The 19,056-nt window shown below is 67.9% G+C and carries 15 protein-coding genes; 6 read left to right on the top strand and 9 right to left on the bottom strand.

Annotated elements, in window-relative coordinates; genetic code table 11:
• Positions 1-34: 34 nt before the first annotated feature.
• The 5 genes from J2126_RS17570 to J2126_RS17550 form a co-directional block, all read right to left on the bottom strand.
• Positions 35-670: a GntR family transcriptional regulator gene (locus tag J2126_RS17570; RefSeq protein ID WP_209490279.1), complete on the bottom strand. Its 636-nt coding sequence runs from the start codon at positions 668-670 to the stop codon at positions 35-37.
• A gap of 289 nt (positions 671-959) precedes the next feature.
• Positions 960-2,474, bottom strand: a complete 1,515-nt coding sequence (locus J2126_RS17565) for a tripartite tricarboxylate transporter permease (protein WP_209488158.1) — start codon at positions 2,472-2,474, stop codon at positions 960-962.
• A gap of 243 nt (positions 2,475-2,717) precedes the next feature.
• Positions 2,718-3,242 (bottom strand): tripartite tricarboxylate transporter TctB family protein, encoded by a 525-nt coding sequence (locus tag J2126_RS17560; protein WP_209488157.1) that lies wholly within the window; start codon positions 3,240-3,242, stop codon positions 2,718-2,720.
• 267 nt (positions 3,243-3,509) lie between these two features.
• A complete protein-coding gene (locus J2126_RS17555) occupies positions 3,510-4,538 on the bottom strand; it encodes a Bug family tripartite tricarboxylate transporter substrate binding protein (RefSeq protein ID WP_209488156.1) in 1,029 nt (342 codons plus the stop codon).
• Between the two features lie 356 nt (positions 4,539-4,894).
• Positions 4,895-5,749, bottom strand: coding sequence for an IclR family transcriptional regulator (locus J2126_RS17550; RefSeq protein WP_209488155.1), 855 nt, complete (start codon positions 5,747-5,749; stop codon positions 4,895-4,897).
• 206 nt (positions 5,750-5,955) lie between these two features.
• Here J2126_RS17550 and J2126_RS17545 point away from each other — a divergent pair, with 206 nt between their 5' ends.
• A complete protein-coding gene (locus tag J2126_RS17545; RefSeq protein WP_209488154.1) occupies positions 5,956-6,996 on the top strand; it encodes a 2-dehydropantoate 2-reductase in 1,041 nt (346 codons plus the stop codon).
• A 176-nt stretch (positions 6,997-7,172) separates the two neighbouring features.
• Here J2126_RS17545 and J2126_RS25645 read toward each other — a convergent pair whose 3' ends face one another.
• Positions 7,173-7,307 carry a hypothetical protein gene (locus J2126_RS25645; RefSeq protein ID WP_281066345.1) on the bottom strand — a complete coding sequence of 45 codons (135 nt, stop codon included), beginning with the start codon at positions 7,305-7,307 and terminating at the stop codon, positions 7,173-7,175.
• A 463-nt stretch (positions 7,308-7,770) separates the two neighbouring features.
• On the opposite strand from J2126_RS25645, the gene J2126_RS17540 reads away from it, so the two are divergent.
• Positions 7,771-8,352, top strand: coding sequence for a YqaA family protein (locus tag J2126_RS17540; RefSeq protein ID WP_209488153.1), 582 nt, complete (start codon positions 7,771-7,773; stop codon positions 8,350-8,352).
• A gap of 28 nt (positions 8,353-8,380) precedes the next feature.
• Here the strand turns inward: J2126_RS17540 and J2126_RS17535 are convergent, their stop codons facing one another.
• A complete protein-coding gene (locus J2126_RS17535) occupies positions 8,381-9,283 on the bottom strand; it encodes a hypothetical protein (protein WP_209488152.1) in 903 nt (300 codons plus the stop codon).
• Between the two features lie 636 nt (positions 9,284-9,919).
• Between J2126_RS17535 and gltB the strand changes: the two genes are divergently transcribed.
• Positions 9,920-14,623: a glutamate synthase large subunit gene (gene gltB / locus J2126_RS17530; protein ID WP_209488151.1), complete on the top strand. Its 4,704-nt coding sequence runs from the start codon at positions 9,920-9,922 to the stop codon at positions 14,621-14,623.
• A 198-nt stretch (positions 14,624-14,821) separates the two neighbouring features.
• Positions 14,822-16,243: a glutamate synthase subunit beta gene (locus J2126_RS17525; protein WP_209488150.1), complete on the top strand. Its 1,422-nt coding sequence runs from the start codon at positions 14,822-14,824 to the stop codon at positions 16,241-16,243.
• A gap of 46 nt (positions 16,244-16,289) precedes the next feature.
• Here the strand turns inward: J2126_RS17525 and J2126_RS17520 are convergent, their stop codons facing one another.
• Both J2126_RS17520 and phnF read right to left on the bottom strand, forming a co-directional pair.
• The gene (locus J2126_RS17520) at positions 16,290-16,931 is read right to left on the bottom strand and encodes a pyridoxamine 5'-phosphate oxidase family protein (protein ID WP_209488149.1); all 642 of its coding nucleotides are present in this window, start codon (positions 16,929-16,931) and stop codon (positions 16,290-16,292) included.
• Positions 16,932-16,991: 60 nt separating this feature from the next.
• A complete protein-coding gene (gene phnF, locus J2126_RS17515; RefSeq protein ID WP_348634405.1) occupies positions 16,992-17,747 on the bottom strand; it encodes a phosphonate metabolism transcriptional regulator PhnF in 756 nt (251 codons plus the stop codon).
• A gap of 197 nt (positions 17,748-17,944) precedes the next feature.
• Here phnF and phnG point away from each other — a divergent pair, with 197 nt between their 5' ends.
• Entirely contained in the window at positions 17,945-18,442 is a 498-nt protein-coding gene (gene phnG, locus J2126_RS17510; protein ID WP_348634329.1) for a phosphonate C-P lyase system protein PhnG, read from the top strand.
• Positions 18,442-19,053 carry a phosphonate C-P lyase system protein PhnH gene (gene phnH / locus J2126_RS17505; protein ID WP_209488146.1) on the top strand — a complete coding sequence of 204 codons (612 nt, stop codon included), beginning with the start codon at positions 18,442-18,444 and terminating at the stop codon, positions 19,051-19,053. Before phnG ends, phnH begins: the two co-directional genes overlap by 1 nt.
• The last annotated feature ends 3 nt before the right edge of the window (positions 19,054-19,056 follow it).

Genomic DNA, 19,056 nt, shown 5'->3' with positions numbered 1-19,056 from the left:
CTCCTAGGGCGCCGTTCCGTGGCCTGTCACCGGCCTATTCGGGGAAGACGCCGTGCCGTTCCACATGAGCCGCGAGGCCCATGGTGTGTTCCCGCACCAGGCGCTCGGCGAGATCTGGGTCCCGCTTCTCGAGCGCATCGATGATCGCCATGTGTTCCCGCATGGAGATTTCGTGCCGGTTCTCCTGCCGCACCGAGATCGCGCGGATGGCGCGCATGTGCAGGAACAGGTTCTCGGTCATGTCCACGATCAGCCGGCAGCCGCCCATGCGGATCACCGCCTGATGGAAGGCGATGTTCGCCTCCGAATACTCGTTCATATGATTGGCGAGCGGCTGCGCCTCGAACTCGTGGAAGAGCCGGCGCAGGCTCGCGATCTCATGGTCCGAGGCATGGGTCGCGGCCAGCCGCGCCGCCATCGCCTCCAGCGCCGCCCAGACCACGATGAGGTCGAGGATCTCGCGCTTGGTCTTGCGCACCACGAAGATGCCGCGGCGCGGAACGGAGCGCACGAAGCCCTCCTGCTCCAGAACGGTCATGGCCTCGCGGATCGGGGTCCGCGACACGCCCAGGGTCTCGGAGAGCTGGCGCTCGTCGAGACGGAATTCAGTGGTGGCGCCGTAGATGTCCATCTGCGTGATGGCGCGCTTCAGGGCGTCGTAGGCCAGCATGCGCAGGCTGGACGCGGCCTCCAGAGGCTCGACCTTGAGCTTCGGAGGATCAACGACCTCATGCGCGGGCGTCTGATGCACGGGCGTCTGCACGACCTGGACTTCCTCTCCCGTGGACGCGGCCGCCTTCTGTCGAGGCGTTCCTCATCCGTGAAATACTGTATACGGTGTTCATTGCGCCATATCAATCCCGTCCGCCGGGAATTCGATTGCGCGCCGCAGCACGACCAGGCGTCATCCGCCTGGAAAAGCGGTGCGGGCGGAGGCCGTTACCCCCGCCCGCCGTTTGTCACTCGGCAGCCGCCGGCTCCTTGCGCCCGTTGAGGCGGGCCATGACCTTCGCCACCAGCGGCCACACCAGCATCACCAGCGCCAGCGTGACGATGGAGCCCACCAGCGGGTTGGACCAGAAGATGGAGAGGTGGCCCTGCGAGACCAGCATGGCCTGCCGGAAGGACGATTCGGCCATGTCGCCGAGCACCAGGGCCAGCACCAGAGGCGCCAGCGGATACTGGAGCTTCTTGAACAGATAGCCGATGACGCCGAAGATCAGCATGACCGCGATATCGAGCCCCGCATTGTGGACCGTGTAGGCGCCCACCGCGCAGATCACGAGGATGACCGGCGCGATCACGCTGAACGGGATTCGCAGGATGGCCGCGAAGATCGGGACGGTGGTCAGCACCACGATCAGGCCGGCGATGTTGCCGAGGTAGATCGAGGCGATGAGGCCCCACACGAAGTCCTTCTGCTCCACGAAGAGCAGCGGGCCGGGCTGGAGGCCCCAGATGAGCAGGCCGCCCAGCAGCACCGCAGCGGTGGGCGAGCCGGGAATGCCCAGGGTGAGCATGGGCAGCAGCGCCGAGGTGCCGGCGGCGTGCGCCGCCACTTCCGGCATCACCACGCCCTCCAGCTCACCCTTGCCGAAGTTGTTTCCGTTCTTGGATAACTTCTTGGCGAGGCCGTAGCTCATGAAGGAGGCGGGCGTGGCGCCGCCGGGGGTCACGCCCATCCAGCAGCCGACGATGGCCGAGCGCAGGCAGCCCACCCAGTAGCGCGGCAGCTTCTTCCAGGTCTCCCACACCACCTTGGCGTTGATGGCGGCGCTCTTGCCCTTGAAGGCGAGGCCTTCCTCCATGGTGAGCAGGATCTCGCCCACGCCGAACAGGCCGATGACCGCCACCAGGAAGTCGAAGCCGCGCAGCAGCTCCACCGAGCCGAAGGTCATGCGCAGTTGACCGGTCACCGTGTCGATGCCCACCGCCGCGAGGGCGAAGCCGAGCATCATGGCCGAGATCACCTTGGCCGCCGGCTCACGCCCCATGCCGACGAAGGCGCAGAAGGTGAGGAGGTAGACCGCGAAGAACTCCGCCGGCCCGAACTGGAGGGCGAACTTCGCGATCACAGGCGCAAGGAAGGTGATGAGCAGCACGGCGAAGAAGGCGCCGATGAAGGAGCCGGTGAAGGCCCCCGTCAGCGCCTCGCCGGCCTTCCCCTTCTGGGCCATGGGATGCCCGTCGAAGGTTGTCGCCACGCTCCAGGGTTCACCGGGAATGTTGAACAGGATCGAGGTGATGGCGCCGCCGAACAGCGCTCCCCAATAGATGGAGGAGAGCATGATGATCGCCGACACCGGCGTCATGGAGAAGGTGAGCGGCAGGAGGATCGCGACGCCGTTGGCGCCGCCGAGCCCCGGCAGCACGCCGATGAGGACGCCGAGCGCGATGCCGACGAACATGTAGACGATGTTCATGGGGTCGGCGAGGACGCCGAACCCTCCGATGAGTGACGTGAGCGCTTCCACGGGGTCCTCCGTTGCGCCCCCCGGGGCCGCTCTTGTGGCGGCTCGCGCGGGTCGGGCACGTTGTCTGTTGTGCGTCGATGTCTGGTCGATGGGGCTTGCCCGGGTCCGTGACGGCCGGCGGCCTTGCCCGCGTTTGCGGCTCCCGTGACGACGGGGGCGGCGATCATCCCGAAGGCCTGCGCCGGAGAGCGGACCTTCGGCTCAACCCGTGCGGTGCCGGCGAGGAACCGGCATCGCGTGTGCTCAGTAGCCGAGCGCGGTCTCGAGCGGGCCCTTGGGCAGCGGCACGAGGAACCAGATCTCGAACATGACGAAGAGGGCGAGCGGCACGCCCACGGCGACGGGAATGATCTTCGCCACCGGGTATTTGCCGAGCCACCACATGAAGAAGGCGATGAACACAGCCGAGGCGAGATAGATTCCGACGAGGAAGATCAACCCCACATAGACCGTCGTCGGGATCAACACCTGCATCACCGAGACGAGCTGTGAGCGATCGACGAAGTTTCCAAGGTCCGGATGGCGGCTCACCAGCGCCTGCACCAGCGTGGTGGTGGCGGCGATGAACATGATGAGGCCGACATAGAAGGGGAAGTAGCCGGCCTGCGGGCCGTCCGACGCCCAGCTCGCGCCCACGCGCCAGCTGTCCGACATGACGACGGCCGAAAGGGCCATGAACAGCACCGCCACAACCGCGTCCATGGTGCGGTTGGTGACGGTCTTCTCATTGTGGGCGGTGGGGACGTGGTGTCCGCTGTCGATGCTCATGGGTCAGATCCTTGAAGCGCCCCCTTGTCAGGCAACCGTGTCGAGGGTCCTGCGGGGCTTCAAACGGGGCCGTTCACGGCCGGGGCGCACGGCGGGCATGTGCCGCGCGGCGTCCCGGATAGGCTTCCCAGAGCGGCGCGAAGGGTCGTCGGCCGGTTCGGCTGCGCCTGCGGCGGAGCCTCTGCCGTCCCCTGCCCTTCCCGGTGCCGGCGGCCCTCAAGCCGCTACGGTCCAGGCGCCGCGAACCTTACGCGCGGGTTTCGCCGACTACTTGGCGACGAAGCCCGCCTTCTCCATGAGGTCCTTGTGAGTGGCCTCGGCCTTGGTGAGCCAGGCCGCATATTCCGGTCCGCTCAGGGCCGTCGTGTTGAAGGCACCCTTCTGCATGAATTCCTGCCACTCGGGCGTGGCGCGGACCTTCTTGAACAGCTCGACGAAGTAATCGACCTGATCCTTGGTGGCATTCGGCGGCATGAGGATGCCGCGCAGCATCAGATATTCGATGTCGAGACCGGATTCCTTGCAGGTCGGGATATCGGCCCAGGACTTGCCGTTTGCGATGGGCTCCTTGTAGGGCAGCCGCTGGTAGTCGAACACGCAGAGCGGCTTCAGCTCGCCCGCGCGCCACTGGGACACCGCCTCGATGGGGTTGTTGACCGAGGCGGTCACATGACCACCCACCAGCTGGGCCGCGACATCGCCGCCGCCCTTGTAGGGCACGTAGATGAACTTGGCGCCGGTCTTCTGCTCGATCGCGGCGGTGATGATCTGGTCTTCCTGCTTGGAGCCGGTGCCGCCCATCTTGAAAATCTGGTCGCCGGAGGCCGCCTTGAGCGCGTCCAGGAAGCCCTTCACATCATTGTAGGGGGCCTTGGCGTTCACCCACAGGACGAATTCATCGAGCGCCAGCATGGAAACCGGAGTCATGTCCTTCCAGGAGAAGGGCACGCCGGTGGCGAGCGGGGTGGTAAAGAGATTCGAGAGCGAGATGATGATCTTGTGGGGGTTCCGTGTGGAGCCCTTCACATCGAGGAAGCCCTCGGCGCCGGCACCGCCGGACTTGTTGATGACGACGAGCGGCTGGCTCATCAGGTTGTTCTTCTGGACGATGCCCTGAATCATCCGGGCCATCTGGTCGGCGCCACCGCCGGTACCGGCTGGCACGATGAATTCCACTGTCTTGGTGGGCTCCCAGGCCGCATAGGCCCAAGACGGCACAATGGCCGGCGCGAGCGCCGCCGTGACCGCGAGCGCAGCCACACCTCTCCTGACGATCGTGGCGATTGCCGAATGCATCTGATTTTCCTCCCCGCGTCCGCGTTGTTTTGTGTGCGGATCGCAATTCCAGAGCTTATATCAACCGGCGACCAAGCGCCGGCGAGGTTCCCGAAAGCATTTCTCATCGTCCACATCCTGGGCTTAGCCTCTATGGAGCGGACGAAAACGGGACTTCAGCCTGTTTAAACTTCGCGGACCTTCACCGGCCCGCGATTTTTTCCGGCATAATCGTTGGCGTTCCCACCGTTGCCGTTACGGCGGCTAGGCAAGAGTATAGACCAAGGGAGGGGTGTCAATTGGAATTTTCAATTCGGAATTAGGTACGTTGTATGCCAGATCTTTGGAATACTGTATTTCAGTTAGGTAAGGAGTCCTCACCTGAAGGCGGCATAGTCCTGCGGGAGGGTTTCATCGGCACCCGAGTACAGGCGAGTCATCTGCTCCGCCGCCGCCACCACCCGTCGGCCCAGACGCAGGATGCGATCCTCGCTCATCCGCACGGCCGGACCGGACACGGACACGGCACCGATGGGATCGCGCCACTCGTTTAGGATGGCCGCGGCCACCGCGCGCATGCCGGGGGCGTGCTCCTCCCGGTCCACGGCGAACCCGCGCTCCAGGATTTCGGAGACGTCGTCCATCAGCGCCCGCTCCTCGCGGCGGGTGGCCGTGGTGAAGGGCTCGTACCGTACTTGCGCCAGACAGGCGCCGCGGAACGAGGGGCTCGCCGCTGCCAGCACGGCCTTGCCGGCGGCGGTCGCATGCAGCGGCAGCCGCGCCCCGAGGCGGAAGAAGGCACGCACCGGCGCATGGGCCTCCGCCTGCGCAACGACCACCAGTTCCATCGCGTCGAACATGGCGAGGTTCACGGTCTCGTCCGTCTCGTGCAGAAGACGGCGAATCACCGGGCGGCCGATGTCCGGCAACTTGCGGATGCGCAGGTAGGCCGAGCCGATGCGGAACAGGCCGAGACCCACCGTCCAGAGCCCGGTGGACAGGTCATGATTGACCAGCTGCCGCTTCTCCAGCGTGGTCAGAAGGCGATGCACGGTGGACACGGGCAGCTCGGCGCGCCGCGCGATCTCCGCCAGCGCCATGCCGTCCTGATCCGCCACCACACGCAACAGGGCGATGGCGCGATCCAGCGACTGGACCTCCGCTCCGCCCTCCGACGACGTGCCGGATGCCGGCCGTCCCCTGCGCCGTGGTGCGACCTCGGTGTCGGGCATGCCGCTTGTTCCTCCCGCTTCGTTGCCGCCAGCCTATCCTTCCCCTCGCCCGCGTCCAACCCGCGCGCTGCCCCTGCGTCAAATTTTCCACGTTGCGGAATTAATTTCCATTAGTATGGTGACGGGCACTTGCCGGACGCCGGGCTCGCCCATTATTCTGGCATACATAATACGCAATAGAGCGCGGTCAGCAGGGAGGATCTGCCATGAAGGTATGCATTTACGGCGCCGGGGCCATCGGCGGCTATCTTGGCGTGCAGCTCGCCCATGCCGGTGCCGAAGTCAGCCTGGTGGCCCGCGGCGGCCATCTGGAGGCCATGCAGACCAATGGCGTGAAACTGCTGATCAACGGCGAGGAGCGTGTCGCCAAGGTGCGCGCCACCGACGACCCCCGCGAACTCGGCCCGCAGGACTACGTCATCATCGCCCTCAAGGGCCATTCGGTGCCCGGCGTGGTGGAGCAGATGCGCCCGCTGCTCGGCAACGACACCTCCGTCGTCACCGCCGTGAACGGCGTGCCCTACTGGTATTTCTACAAGAATGGCGGCCCGCTGGAGAACCGCACCCTCGCCACCATCGATCCCAATGGAAAGCAGTGGGACGTGCTGCGTCCCGAGCGCGCCATCGGCTGCATCGTCTATCCCGCGACCGAGGTGGTGGCGCCGGGCGTCATCCAGCACATCTACGGTGACAAATTCCCCCTCGGCGAACCCTCGGGCGAGATCACGCCCCGCGTCACCGCGCTGAGCCAGATGATGGAGAAGGGTGGCCTGCGCGCGCCGGTGATGACCAACATCCGCGACGAGCTGTGGCTGAAGCTGTGGGGCAACCTCTGCTTCAACCCCATCAGCGCCCTCACCCACGCCACCCTCGACCTCATCGCCGCCGATCCCGGCACCCGCGCCGTGGCCAAGGCCATGATGCTGGAGGCGAAGGCCATCGCCGAGCGCATCGGCGTGAACTTCCGCGTGGACGTGGAACGCCGCATCAACGGCGCCGGCGCGGTCGGCGCGCACAAGACCTCCATGCTCCAGGACCTGGAGCGCGACCGCCCCATGGAGATCGACCCGCTGGTCAGCGTCGTGCAGGAAATGGGGCAGATGCTGGAAATGCCGACCCCCACCCTGGACGTGGTGCTGGCCCTCGTGCGCCAGCGCGCCGCCATGGCCGGCCTCGGCGGCATCCTCGCCAACCCGCCTCTGACGGCCGCCGATCTCGAGCCGCCGAAGAAGGCGGCGGTGCACTGAGCGCCTCGGGGGATGATCGGGCCGAGCCCGGTCATCCCTCGTGCTGAAAATGAAAAGGCCGGGCGAACGCCCGGCCTTTTTCACGTCTGGATTGCTTCGGAAACTGCGCTGCCGTCGATCTGCGCCCCGCCTTCAGGCAGGGAGGCGCCCTCATGGGCGCCTTGATCGGGATGCGTTCAGTTGCTCTCGGTCTGCGCGACGGCAGGCGAGGCGGGGGAAGCGGCGTCGGCCGGCTGGCTGGCATTCAGCGCCATGCCCGTCAGCACATAGCCCAGCACAAGAGCGGCAAACACGGCGATTCGCTTGGTCATCCTCGATCCTCGGAACTTGGCGTCGTAACTTGCGTCGCGGCTTCCGTTGCCGACGACACCCCTTGCGGCGGTGCAGCACGAATACGCTTCCCGTGCGGCACCGGAGCTGAATGAGTGCGTCAGCACCGGTTCATAAAGACTGAACACCCCTTGGGCGTTCCCTGGAAAAACGACCGGGTGGCGGCCCGCCCCTCGGCGCTTTGGCCGGGGTATCGCCCCCGCGACTCGACCGCAGCGAAGCCGGGTTTACACCGCGCCGCCCCATGTGTCTGTGTCCTGCCGGTCACAGCGTCCCTGCGTGAACCACGGTGGTAAAGCATCCGTTTACGTGTGCCGGAGCCCGATACATCCCAGCCCCTGCGTGTGGCGGGGAGGCTTCCTCCGTGAGCGCCCCGGCGGCGCTTTACTCGGCTTCTGCGAGGCTCTAAGCGAAGGCACTCTTCCGCAACGCAGCAAGGCCGCCATGCTCCGCAAGCTCTACGACTGGATCATCGCGTATTCGTCGAAGCCGTCGGCGCCCTGGGCTCTCGCCATCGTGGCGTTCGCGGAAAGCTCGGTGTTTCCGGTGCCGCCGGACGTGCTGCAGGTGCCCATGACGCTGGCGCGGCCGGACAAGGCCTGGCGCTACGCCCTCATCGCCACCATCGCCTCGGTGCTGGGCGGCCTCGTCGGCTACGCCATCGGCGCGCTGCTTTATGACAGCGTGGGCAAATTCCTCATCGAGCTTTACGGCTATGGCCAGAAGGTCGACCAGTTCCGCGCCGCCTATGCCCATTACGGGCACTGGGTGATCCTCTTGAAGGGGCTCACGCCGATCCCGTTCAAGCTCGTCACCATCACCTCGGGCTTCGCGGACTACAGCCTGTTCTGGTTCATCGTGCTGTCGGTCATCACGCGGGGCGCGCGTTTTTTCCTGCTGGCGGCGCTGCTGCACTATTTCGGCCCGTCCGCCCGCGAGTTCATCGAGAAGCGCCTCGGGCTCGTCACGCTGGGGTTTCTGGCCATCCTCGTGATCGGACTGGCGGCGGCGGCCTATCTGGCGTGAGGCCCGCCGGCCTCTCGCCAACCTTCTCTCACTGACCCTTCGGCCGCGACAGGACCGAGGCGGTGCCTGCCGCCGCGCTGTCGGTGGTCGCTGTCCCCGCGCCGGCCTTGCGCTTCTGCGGCTGGGCCGGATTGGCGGGAGCCACGGGCGTCGCCGACGGCGCGGCATTGGACGACTGCTGAGCCGCCGTCTGTCCCGCCGGGGCACTGGCGCTCGCGCCCGGCGCAGGCTGGGCCGAGGGAGTCGCGCCGGCGGGAGAGGCGGCAGGAGAGGCGACAGGTGCCGGAGCAGGTGCCGCAGCGGGCGCCGGCGCCGGTGCCACCGAGGGTGCGGGCGTCACGGCGGCCATGGTCGCCTCGGGCGGGCGCTGGGGCGGCAGCGGCGCCGGTGTTCCCGCGATCGACGAGGACGGCGGGGAATAGGACGGCGCGGGCGCGGGCGGAACGGCGCGCGCCGATTGAGGAGGCGCCTGCCGCTGCGGCGCAGGGGCCGGCCCGGGCGCCGCCATGGCCGGACCGCCTGGAATATCGCGAGCGCTGACAACCCGCCCGGTGAAGGCGTTCACCCGCAAAAGGGCCCGCCCTTGCTGATCGGACGCGGCCACGAGATAGAAGCGGCCCGAAAGCTTCGGCGCGCCGATGCTCCAGTAGCCGAGGCTCTGCACGATGGCGCGGATCTCCTGGGGCGGCAGGACGGGATAGCGCGCCTGCGGCACCGGGTAGGCCCCGCCCGGATACCCCCCGCCTTGATAAGCACCCGGCGGATACGCCCCGGGCGGCACCGGATAGCCGCGCGGCGCGAGGCCGGGCTGGCCCTCATAGATGAGCACCTGCGCGGCAACGGGAAGCGCGCTGCCAATGAGAAGGGCAGAGACGGCCGCCACGCGCAGCACCGGGCGGGAGCCGAGGGGACGGGAGAGGGTGTGGGGCACGGCGCTGCTCCGGTCGGTTGAAACCTGCGTCGAAGGGCCAACCTCCGCTCGTCAACTCCCCGTGCGCGTCTGTACACGGGGACTATGGTCCGGCGGAGCGGCCCGACTCCCGATCACATAAGCCTTCCAATGCGGCAGAGGTGGGACGGAGGCTGCGAGGACTTCAGCGGCACAGGCTTCGCTGCCGCGTCTGCTGAAAAGGTGGCCCGAAATCCCGTTGCGTGGGGGCCAACCGCCCCGTACCGTTCTTGCGCGGAATGTCGGCCTCGCGCAATTTTTCGCCAGATTGACTGCTTCTGCGCCATCGTGGCGCTTGTGAGGCTGCTGCTTTTCTGTCATCTTCGCCGAGATAGGGCAGTCGTACTTCCCTATCTCCCGTGCGCGCCGAATTGCCAAGCTCGCGTTCCGCAGGGTCGGCCAGTTGCCGGCCGCAGTCGGACGGAGGCGCAGTTCCGCGCCGCGCGGCTGTGGTGCAAAAGTTGCAAAGCAGGTATCGGATATCGCCGGGACGTCCCGTCCGGGCGAAGGGGGTCCGGCGCCCGGCGCGATGCGCGGGGCACCGGCGATCTGGGGAAGGCCGGCGGCACGGCCGGCGAATGCGGGCGGCGTGCCGCCCTATGGAAAAGGAATGGTCAGATGGCACCGATGGATCGCAAGGATGGCTTGATCGGAAGCGTGGCTCACACTGCCGCCGCCGTGAAAGACCCGGCGATCGTCGGCCGTCCGGACGCCTTTGGCCTGTTCGACCCGGCGCATGAGCGGGACGCCTGCGGCGTTGGCTTCATCGCCGACATCAAGGGGCGCAAGAGCCACCGGATCGTCCAGGACGGCATCAACATCCTGCTCAATCTGGAACACCGCGGCGCGGTCGGCGCCGACCCGCGCGCCGGCGACGGCGCGGGCATGCTGGTGCAGATCCCGCACAAGTTCTTCGCCAAGGAGGCGGCACGTCTCGGCTTCGCCCTGCCGGAGCCCGGCCAGTATGCCGTCGGCCACATCTTCATGCCGCGCGATCCCGAGGGCGAGGCCATCGTGCGTGCCGCCTATGAGCGGGTGGTCGCCGAAGAGGGCTTCGCGCTCATCGGCTGGCGCGACGTGCCAACCGACAATTCCTCCCTCGGCGTGAGCGTGCTGCCGACCGAGCCCAAGCATGTGCAGATCTTCATCGGCCGCGGCGAGTTCGCGGGCGACGAGGACGGCTTCGAGCGCCGCCTGTTCGTGCTGCGCAAGGTCATCTCCAACACCGTCTACGGCGAGAAGGACCCGCGCACCGCCGGCTATTATCCGGTCTCGCTGTCCTGCCGCACGCTGGTCTACAAGGGCATGTTCCTGGCCGACCAGCTCGGCGCCTATTATCCGGACCTGCACGATCCGGACTTCGAGAGCGCGCTCGCCCTCGTGCACCAGCGCTTCTCCACCAATACCTTCCCGGCCTGGCCGCTGGCCCACCCCTATCGCATGGTGGCGCACAACGGCGAGATCAACACCCTGCGCGGCAACGTCAACTGGATGGCGGCACGGCAGGCGAGCGTGGATTCCGAGCTGTTCGGCTCCGACATCTCCAAGCTCTGGCCCATCAGCTATGAGGGCCAGTCCGACACCGCCTGCTTCGACAACGCGCTCGAATTCCTGGTGCAGGGCGGCTACGCGCTGCCCCACGCGGCCATGATGCTGGTGCCCGAGGCGTGGGCCGGCAACCCGCTCATGGACGAGGAGCGGCGCGCCTTCTACGAGTACCACGCCGCCCTCATGGAGCCGTGGGACGGCCCCGCCGCCATCGTCGCCACCGACGGCCGCCAGATCGTCGCGACGCTGGACCGCAACGGCCTGCGCCCCGCCCGCTACATGGTGACGAGCGACGACACCATCGTCCTCGCCTCGGAAATGGGCGTGCTCACCCTGCCCGAGGAGAAGATCGTCACCAAGTGGCGCCTCCAGCCCGGCAAGATGCTGCTGGTCGACCTTGAGGAAGGCCGCCTCGTCCCCGACGAGGAGATCAAGACCGAGCTGGCCCGCGCCAATCCCTACAAGGAGTGGCTGAAGCACACCCAGCTCGTGCTGGAAGACCTGCGCCCCGTGGAGGCGCGCGAGGTGCGCACCGACGTGTCGCTGCTCGATCGCCAGCAGGCGTTCGGCTACACGCAGGAAGACCTCAAGCTGCTCATGGCGCCCATGGCCATCACCGGCCAGGAAGCGGTCGGCTCCATGGGCACGGACACGCCCATCAGCGTGCTGTCCAACAAGTCCAAGTCCCTCTTCAGCTACTTCCAGCAGAATTTCGCGCAGGTGACGAACCCGCCCATCGACCCGATCCGCGAGGAGCTGGTGATGAGCCTCGTCTCCTTCATCGGGCCGCGGCCGAACATCTTCGACCTCGAGGGCAACGCCCGCCGCAAGCGGCTTGAGGTGCGCCAGCCCATCCTCACCAACGAAGACCTGGAGAAGATCCGCTCCATCGGCTTCATGGAGGAGCGGTTCGACACCCGCACGCTGGACATCACCTACCCGTCCGACAAGGGCGCGGCGGGCATGGAGGATGCCGTCGAGCGGCTGTGCGAGCGCGCCGAGGCGGCGGTCCATGGCGGCTACAACATCATCATCCTGTCCGACCGCATGATCGGCCCGGACCGCATCCCGATCCCGGCGCTGCTCGCCACGGCGGCGGTGCACCACCACCTCATCCGGAAGGGCCTGCGCACCTCTGTCGGTCTCGTGATCGAGACCGGCGAGGCGCGGGAAGTGCATCACTTCGCCTGTCTCGCCGGCTACGGCGCCGAGGCCATCAACCCCTATCTCGCCTTCGAGACCCTGCTCTCCATGAAGGACGAGATTCCGGAGGAGGTGGACGACAAGGAGATCGTGAAGCGCTTCATCAAGTCCATCGACAAGGGCCTCTTGAAGGTGATGTCCAAGATGGGCATTTCCACCTACCAGTCCTATTGCGGCGCGCAGATTTTCGACGCGGTGGGCCTCTCCTCCGAGCTGGTTCACAAGTATTTCTTCGGCACCGCCACCACCATCGAGGGCGTCGGCCTGCCGGAGATCGCGGAGGAGACCGTGCGGCGGCACACCCTCGCCTTCTCCGACGCGCCCATCTTCCGCACCTCGCTCGATGTGGGCGGCGAATATGCCTACCGCATCCGCGGCGAGGACCATGCGTGGTCGCCGGACTCGGTCGCGGCCCTCCAGCACGCCGTGCGCGGCAACGCGCAGGACCAGTACAAGGCGTTCGCCGCCATGATCAACGAGGAGGACAAGCGCCTCCTCACCGTGCGCTCGCTGTTCCGCATCAAGTCGGCGGAGGAGATCGGGCAGGCGGGCGTGGACATCTCCGAGGTGGAGCCGGCTTCGGAGATCGTGAAGCGCTTCGTCACCGGCGCCATGTCGTTCGGCTCCATCTCGCGCGAGGCGCACACCACGCTTGCCATCGCCATGAACCGGATCGGCGGCAAGTCGAACACGGGCGAGGGCGGCGAGGAGCCCGAGCGCTTCAAGCCCCTGCCCAACGGCGACTCGATGCGCTCCGCCATCAAGCAGGTGGCCTCCGGCCGCTTCGGCGTGACGGCGGAATATCTCGTCAATTCCGACGTGATGCAGATCAAGGTCGCGCAGGGCGCCAAGCCGGGCGAGGGCGGCCAGTTGCCCGGCCACAAGGTGGACGCGGTGATCGCCAAGGTGCGCCACTCCACCCCGGGCGTGGGCCTCATCTCCCCGCCCCCGCACCATGACATCTATTCCATCGAGGACCTCGCCCAGCTCATCTACGACCTCAAGAACGTGAATCCCGACGCGGATGTGTCGGTGAAGCTCGTCTCCGAGGTCGGCGTGGGCACGGTGGCGGCCGGCGTCGCCAAGGCGCGCGCCGACCACATCACCATCTCCGGTTTCGAGGGCGGCACGGGCGCAAGCCCCCTCACCTCCATCAAGCACGCCGGCTCGCCGTGGGAGATGGGCCTCGCCGAGACCCAGCAGACGCTGGTGGCCAACCGCCTGCGCTCGCGCGTCGCGCTGCAGGTGGACGGCGGCCTGCGCACCGGCCGGGACGTGGTGATCGGCGCCCTGCTGGGTGCCGACGAGTTCGCCTTCTCCACCGCCCCGCTCATCGCGGCGGGCTGCATCATGATGCGCAAGTGCCACCTGAACACCTGCCCGGTGGGCGTGGCGACGCAGGACCCGGTGCTGCGCAAGCGCTTCAAGGGCACGCCCGAGCACGTCATCAACTACTTCTTCTTCATCGCGGAAGAGGTGCGCGAGCTGATGGCCTCCCTCGGCTTCCGCAAGGTGGAGGAGATGGTGGGCCGCGCCGACGTGCTGGACCAGAAGGCCGCCATCGACCACTGGAAGGCCAAGGGCCTCGACTTCTCGCGCATCTTCGCGGTGCCGCAGATGCCGGCCGACGTGGGCATCCGCCACACCGAGCGCCAGCACCACCCCATCGAGAAGGTGCTTGACCGCACCCTGATCGCGAAGGCGGCTCCGGCGCTGGAGCGCGGCGAGCGCGTGGAGATCGAGACGCCCATCCGCTCGGTGGACCGCTCCGCCGGCGCCATGCTCTCGGGCGCGGTGGCCAAGGCCTATGGCGGCGCCGGCCTGCCCGACGACACCATCCACGTCACCCTCTCGGGCACGGCGGGCCAGGCCTTCGGCGCCTTCCTTGCGGCGGGCGTCACCTTCGATCTCGTGGGTGAGGCCAACGACTATGTGGGCAAGGGCCTGTCGGGCGGGCGCATCATCGTGCGGCCGCCGGCCAACTCGGCCATCGTGGCGGAGAACTCCATCATCGTCGGCAACACGGTGATGTATGGCGCCACCGAGGGCGAGTGCTACTTCCGCGGCGTCGCCGGCGAACGCTTCGCCGTGCGCAATTCGGGGGCAATCGCCGTCGTCGAAGGCACCGGCGACCACGGCTGCGAGTACATGACCGGCGGCATCGTGGTGGTCATCGGCCCCACGGGACGCAACTTCGCGGCCGGCATGTCCGGCGGCGTCGCCTACGTGCTCGACGAGGACAAGAGCTTCGCCAAGCGCTGCAACCTCTCCATGGTGGACCTTGAGCCGGTGGAGGAGGAGGAGGACCTCCTGGAGCGCCTCCACCACCACGGCGGCGACCTGGAGTTCAAGGGCCGCATCGACGTGCAGGGCGACATGTCCCGCCACGACGAGGAGCGCCTGCACCAGCTCATCGCCAAGCATCTGCACCACACCGGCTCGGCGCGGGCGCAGATGATCCTCGACAATTGGGCGGACTACCGCTCCAAGTTCGTCAAGGTGATGCCGGTGGAATACCGCCGCGCCCTCCGCGAAATGGAGAAGCGCCGCGGCCTCGCGGCAGCCGAATGAGCCATGAGCGTCCCCTCTCCGGAGGGGACGCCGGCCGGCCCGAGCGGCCGGCGAGCGGGCTCGGGAGGCCCGTGCGGTAACGCGCGCGAAAACCGAGTCCTCAAGCTGGAACAATTCTTGTAATGGAACTCGTGGTGCGGCACGCGGAGACATCCGGCGCGCGCGGCGGTTCCCTCAAGGTTCGCCAACGAGGTTTTTATGGGCAAGGTCACGGGGTTCCTGGAGATTGATCGGCGCGAGCAGAAGTATCAGCCCGCATCCGACCGCATCCGCCATTTCCGCGAGTTCACGCTGCCGCTGCCGGACGCCGAGGTGGAGAACCAGGCGTCGCGCTGCATGGATTGCGGCATCCCCTTCTGCCACGGCCCCACCGGCTGCCCGGTGCACAACCAGATCCCGGACTGGAACGACCTCGTCTATCGCAACGAGTGGGAAGAGGCCGCGCGCAATCTCCACTCCACCAACAATTTCCCCGAGTTCACCGGCCGCATCTGCCCCGCCCCGTGCGAGGAAGCCTGCACGCTGAACCTCGAGGACGTGCCCGTCACCATCAAGACGGTGGAGCAGGCCATCGCCGACAAGGCGTGGAAGAAGGGCTGGATCAAGCCCGAGCCCGCCGAGGTGAAGACCGGCAAGAAGGTGGCCATCATCGGCTCCGGCCCGGCCGGCCTCGCCGCCGCCCAGCAGCTCGCCCGCGCCGGCCACGACGTGCATGTCTACGAGCGCGAGCCCAAGGCCGGCGGCCTGCTGCGCTACGGCATCCCCGATTTCAAGATGGAGAAGCACCACATCGACCGCCGGGTGAAGCAGATGGAGGGGGAGGGCGTCACCTTCCACTACAACGAGAACATCGGCGTGGTGCGTCCCCTCCAGGAGCTTCTCGACGGCCATGACGCGGTGCTGCTCGCGGGCGGCTCCGAGGCCCCGCGCGATCCCCAGCTGCCGGGCCAGGAGATGGAAGGCGTGCATTACGCCATGCCCTATCTCGTGCAGTCGAACCGCCGCGAGAGCGACGAGCCGGTGAACGAGATTCCGATCCTCGCCGCCGGCAAGCATGTGGTGGTGGTGGGCGGCGGCGACACCGCCTCCGACTGCGTCGGCACCGCATTCCGCCAGGGTGCGCTCTCCGTCACCCAGCTCGACATCCGCGCAGTGCCTCCCATGAAGGAGGACAAGCTGGCGGTGTGGCCCTTCTGGCCCACCAAGTTCCGCACCTCCTCCTCCCAGGCCGAAGGCGCCGAGCGCGAGTTCGCCTGCGCCACGCTGGGCATCGAGGGCCGCAACGGCCGCGTCACCGGCGTCAAGTGCGCCCGCGTGGATGCCAAGCGCCAGCCCATCCCCGGCACCGAGTTCGTGCTGCGCGCCGACCTCGTCTTCCTCGCCATTGGCTTTGCCCACCCCCTGTTCTCCGGGCTCATCGAGCAGTCCGGCGCGGCGCTGGACAAGCGCGGCAACGTGAAGGCGGACGAGGAGGCCTACCTCACCTCCGTGCCGAAGCTCTATGCCGCCGGCGACATGCGCCGTGGCCAGTCGCTGGTGGTCTGGGCCATCCGCGAGGGCCGTCAGGCCGCCCACGCCATCGACAAGGACCTGATGGGCGCGACGACCCTCCCCCGCTGAGGGAGACAGATCCGCGAGGGGGCCGGAACTCTTCCGGCCCTTCGCCTCAGTACAGAATGTCCCGATAGCGCGCGACCATGGACGCCTGCGTCTCCGGCGTCTCGGTAGCGAAGGACGATGCGGCGCCAGCCGCGTCCTTTTCCGCGATCTGGTCGCGGAGCATTTCTCCCATGGTGGGCAGCACGGTGCGCTCCACCTGCGCCTCCGGCTCCCACAGGCGCGACCGCATGAAGGCCTTCGCGCAATGCAGATAGGCCTCCGTCACCTCCACCCGCAGCACCGTGCGCGGCGCCTTGCCACCGACGGTGAAGAGGCGCGTCAGCTCCGCGTCGTCATGGATGAAGGCCCGCCCGTTCACCCGCAAGGTCTCGTCAACGCCGGGAATGAGGAAGAGCAGCCCCACCTGTCCGGTGGCGAGGATGTTGGTGAGGGAATCCAGCCGGTTGTTGCCCGGCCGGTCGGGAATGAGGAGTTCACGCTCGCGCGCGGCGACGAAGCCCGGCACATCCCCGCGCGGCGAGACATCGGCGGCGCCGGAGGCGTCCGCGGTGGCGATAAGCACGAACGGGCTCAGCGAGATGAAGTGCCGGCAATGCCGGTCCAGCCGGTCCAGCTGCTTGGCGACGCTGCGCCCGGCCGCGGCACCATAGAGCTGGCGCAGGGTGGCTTCATCGGCAACGACCGCCATAGAACGCTCCTCCTTCGGGTTACCTCTTTCTCGCGCAACACCTTCCCCTGACGCAAGCAATCAGGGCTTGAATACCAGCTGCACCCGGTCCGCCGCGAAGGAGGAGCGCCCCCATTGCAGGGGCGTGCCGTTGGCCTCCACGTCGAGGCGCTCCAGCACCATCACCGCGCGGCCGGCGGCGAGGGAGAGAATCTCCATCTCGCGCGGATTGGCGGGGCGGGCGGTGATGCGCGTCTCGCGGCGGCGGAAATCTTCGATGCCGAGCGTCGCCAACGCCCGCGTGAGCGAGCCGGTCGCCGCATAGACGAGATCGAGGTCGCGGCAGCGGGCGTGGGGAAACCATGCGGAGCCGCAGGAGATCGGCACGCCGTCCGCCTCGTGGGTGGTCTCGATGCGGAGCACCGGCGTTCCCACGGCCAATTGCAGCTCGCGCGCCACGTCCGCATCCGCCGGCTCCACCGATGAGCCGAGGAAGCGGCCGAACGGCTCGCGCCCGCCCGCCGCCACGATCTCGGAGAAGCGGGTGCGCGGGCCGATGGGATAGCGCAGCGGCGGCTCCTTCACGAAGGTGCCCCGGCCCGCCGTCGCCTCGATCAGCCCGGCCTCGGAGAGATGGGAGAGCGCGCGGCGCAAGGTATGGCGATTGACGCCGAAGCGTTCGGCAAGCTCCGCCTCCACCGGCAGGCGGGCGCCCGGCGCGAGGGCGCCGGCGAGAATGTCCGCCTCCAGCTTCTCGGCGATCTGACGCCAGAGCGTGACACCGCTGCCGCGCGCGACGGAACCGGCCGGGGCTGGGCCCAGCTCGTCCTCCGTCATCGGGCTGTGACCATCGGCGGCGAGACTGCGCGGCGCACCAGACATTCCTGCCTCCCCTTCCGCCCAGGGAAATCGCCGAGGGCGCCCATACCTTCTTGCGCATTTGTATAGACTATTATACAAATCATGTCCAGCAAGGCCCCGCAGCAGCGCTCACCCGTATGCGCGAGGGGTGCAAGGACATCTGGAGGCCGCCCGTGAGGTCCGATCCGCCGCTTACTGACCCGCAGATCGCCGCCGTGTCCGAGGCCGGCGCAGAGCAGGCCGCGCGGCAGACCATGATGGGGCTTTATGCCCGCGCCACCCGCGCCGAGCTTCAGGCCGCCGTGGAGCGCTTCCAGCCCCTGCCCCAGCTCAAAAGGCTGCGCCCGGCGGAAGCCGGCCTCATCATGGTGCAGGGCCGCACCGGCGGCGACGGCGCGCCGTTCAATCTTGGCGAGGCCACCGTCACACGCGCCGCCGTGCAGCTTGCGGGCGGCGCCACCGGTGTTGCCTATCTCCTCGGGCGCGATCCGGCGAAGGCCGAGGCGGCCGCCATCCTCGACGCGCTGTGGCAGGACGCGGCGCTGCGCCTCGCCGTCACCGACGCCCTGACCCCCGTGCGCCGGCGTCTCGCGGTGGAAGCGGCCGTGGCGGCGGCGGAAACCGAGGCGACCAAGGTCAACTTCTTCACCATGACGCGGGGAGAAGACTGATGGCCGCACCCGCCCTCGCAGCACCCCTCTCCGCCGGCTTCGCCGATCCGGTTCATGATGCCCAGCGCAGCTTTGCCGCGGTGATGCGCGCCATGGCCGAGCCGGGCCTTCCCGTGCCGCTGGCGAGCGACCTCGACCCGCCCGCGCCGCTCTCCCGCGAGGCCGCCGCCTGCGCCCTCGCGTTGCTCGATTACGAGACGCCGGTGTTCCTCGACGCGGCGCTCTCGGCCGAGCCGGCGGTGGCCGCCTTCCTGCGCTTCCACACCGGCGCGCCGGTTGTGGACGATCCCGCCGCCGCGCGCTTCGCGCTCATCGCCGATGGCGCGGCGCTGCCCGACTTCGGCCTCTTCGCGCAGGGCGAGCCGGACTATCCGGACCGCTCGGCGACGCTGATCGTGCAGGTCGAGTCCTTCGGCGCCGGCGCGATCGCCATCGAAGGTCCCGGCATCAGGGGCCGGCGCAGCTTCGCCGCCGCGCCGCTGCCCGCCGACCTGTCCGCGCGGCTCACCGCAAACCGGGCGCTCTACCCGCTCGGTATCGACCTCATCCTCACCGGGCCGGGAACCGTAATGGGCCTGCCGCGCTCGGTGACGCCCGTGATGGAGGACTGATCC

Origin of the sequence: Xanthobacter flavus, from assembly GCF_017875275.1 — a bacterium.
GTDB lineage: Bacteria > Pseudomonadota > Alphaproteobacteria > Rhizobiales > Xanthobacteraceae > Xanthobacter > Xanthobacter flavus_A.
This window is presented reverse-complemented; position numbering and strand designations above follow the sequence as displayed.

Coding starts and splice junctions, on each gene's coding strand:
- J2126_RS17550 (WP_209488155.1), bottom strand. CDS start 5,749: ATGCCCGACACCGAGGTCGCACCACGGCGCAGGGGACGGCCGGCATCC.
- J2126_RS17520 (WP_209488149.1), bottom strand. CDS start 16,931: ATGGCGGTCGTTGCCGATGAAGCCACCCTGCGCCAGCTCTATGGTGCC.
- phnF (WP_348634405.1), bottom strand. CDS start 17,747: ATGACGGAGGACGAGCTGGGCCCAGCCCCGGCCGGTTCCGTCGCGCGC.
- J2126_RS17570 (WP_209490279.1), bottom strand. CDS start 670: ATGCTGGCCTACGACGCCCTGAAGCGCGCCATCACGCAGATGGACATC.
- J2126_RS17545 (WP_209488154.1), top strand. CDS start 5,956: ATGAAGGTATGCATTTACGGCGCCGGGGCCATCGGCGGCTATCTTGGC.
- J2126_RS17560 (WP_209488157.1), bottom strand. CDS start 3,242: ATGAGCATCGACAGCGGACACCACGTCCCCACCGCCCACAATGAGAAG.
- phnH (WP_209488146.1), top strand. CDS start 18,442: ATGGCCGCACCCGCCCTCGCAGCACCCCTCTCCGCCGGCTTCGCCGAT.
- J2126_RS25645 (WP_281066345.1), bottom strand. CDS start 7,307: ATGACCAAGCGAATCGCCGTGTTTGCCGCTCTTGTGCTGGGCTATGTG.
- J2126_RS17525 (WP_209488150.1), top strand. CDS start 14,822: ATGGGCAAGGTCACGGGGTTCCTGGAGATTGATCGGCGCGAGCAGAAG.
- gltB (WP_209488151.1), top strand. CDS start 9,920: ATGGCACCGATGGATCGCAAGGATGGCTTGATCGGAAGCGTGGCTCAC.
- J2126_RS17540 (WP_209488153.1), top strand. CDS start 7,771: ATGCTCCGCAAGCTCTACGACTGGATCATCGCGTATTCGTCGAAGCCG.
- J2126_RS17555 (WP_209488156.1), bottom strand. CDS start 4,538: ATGCATTCGGCAATCGCCACGATCGTCAGGAGAGGTGTGGCTGCGCTC.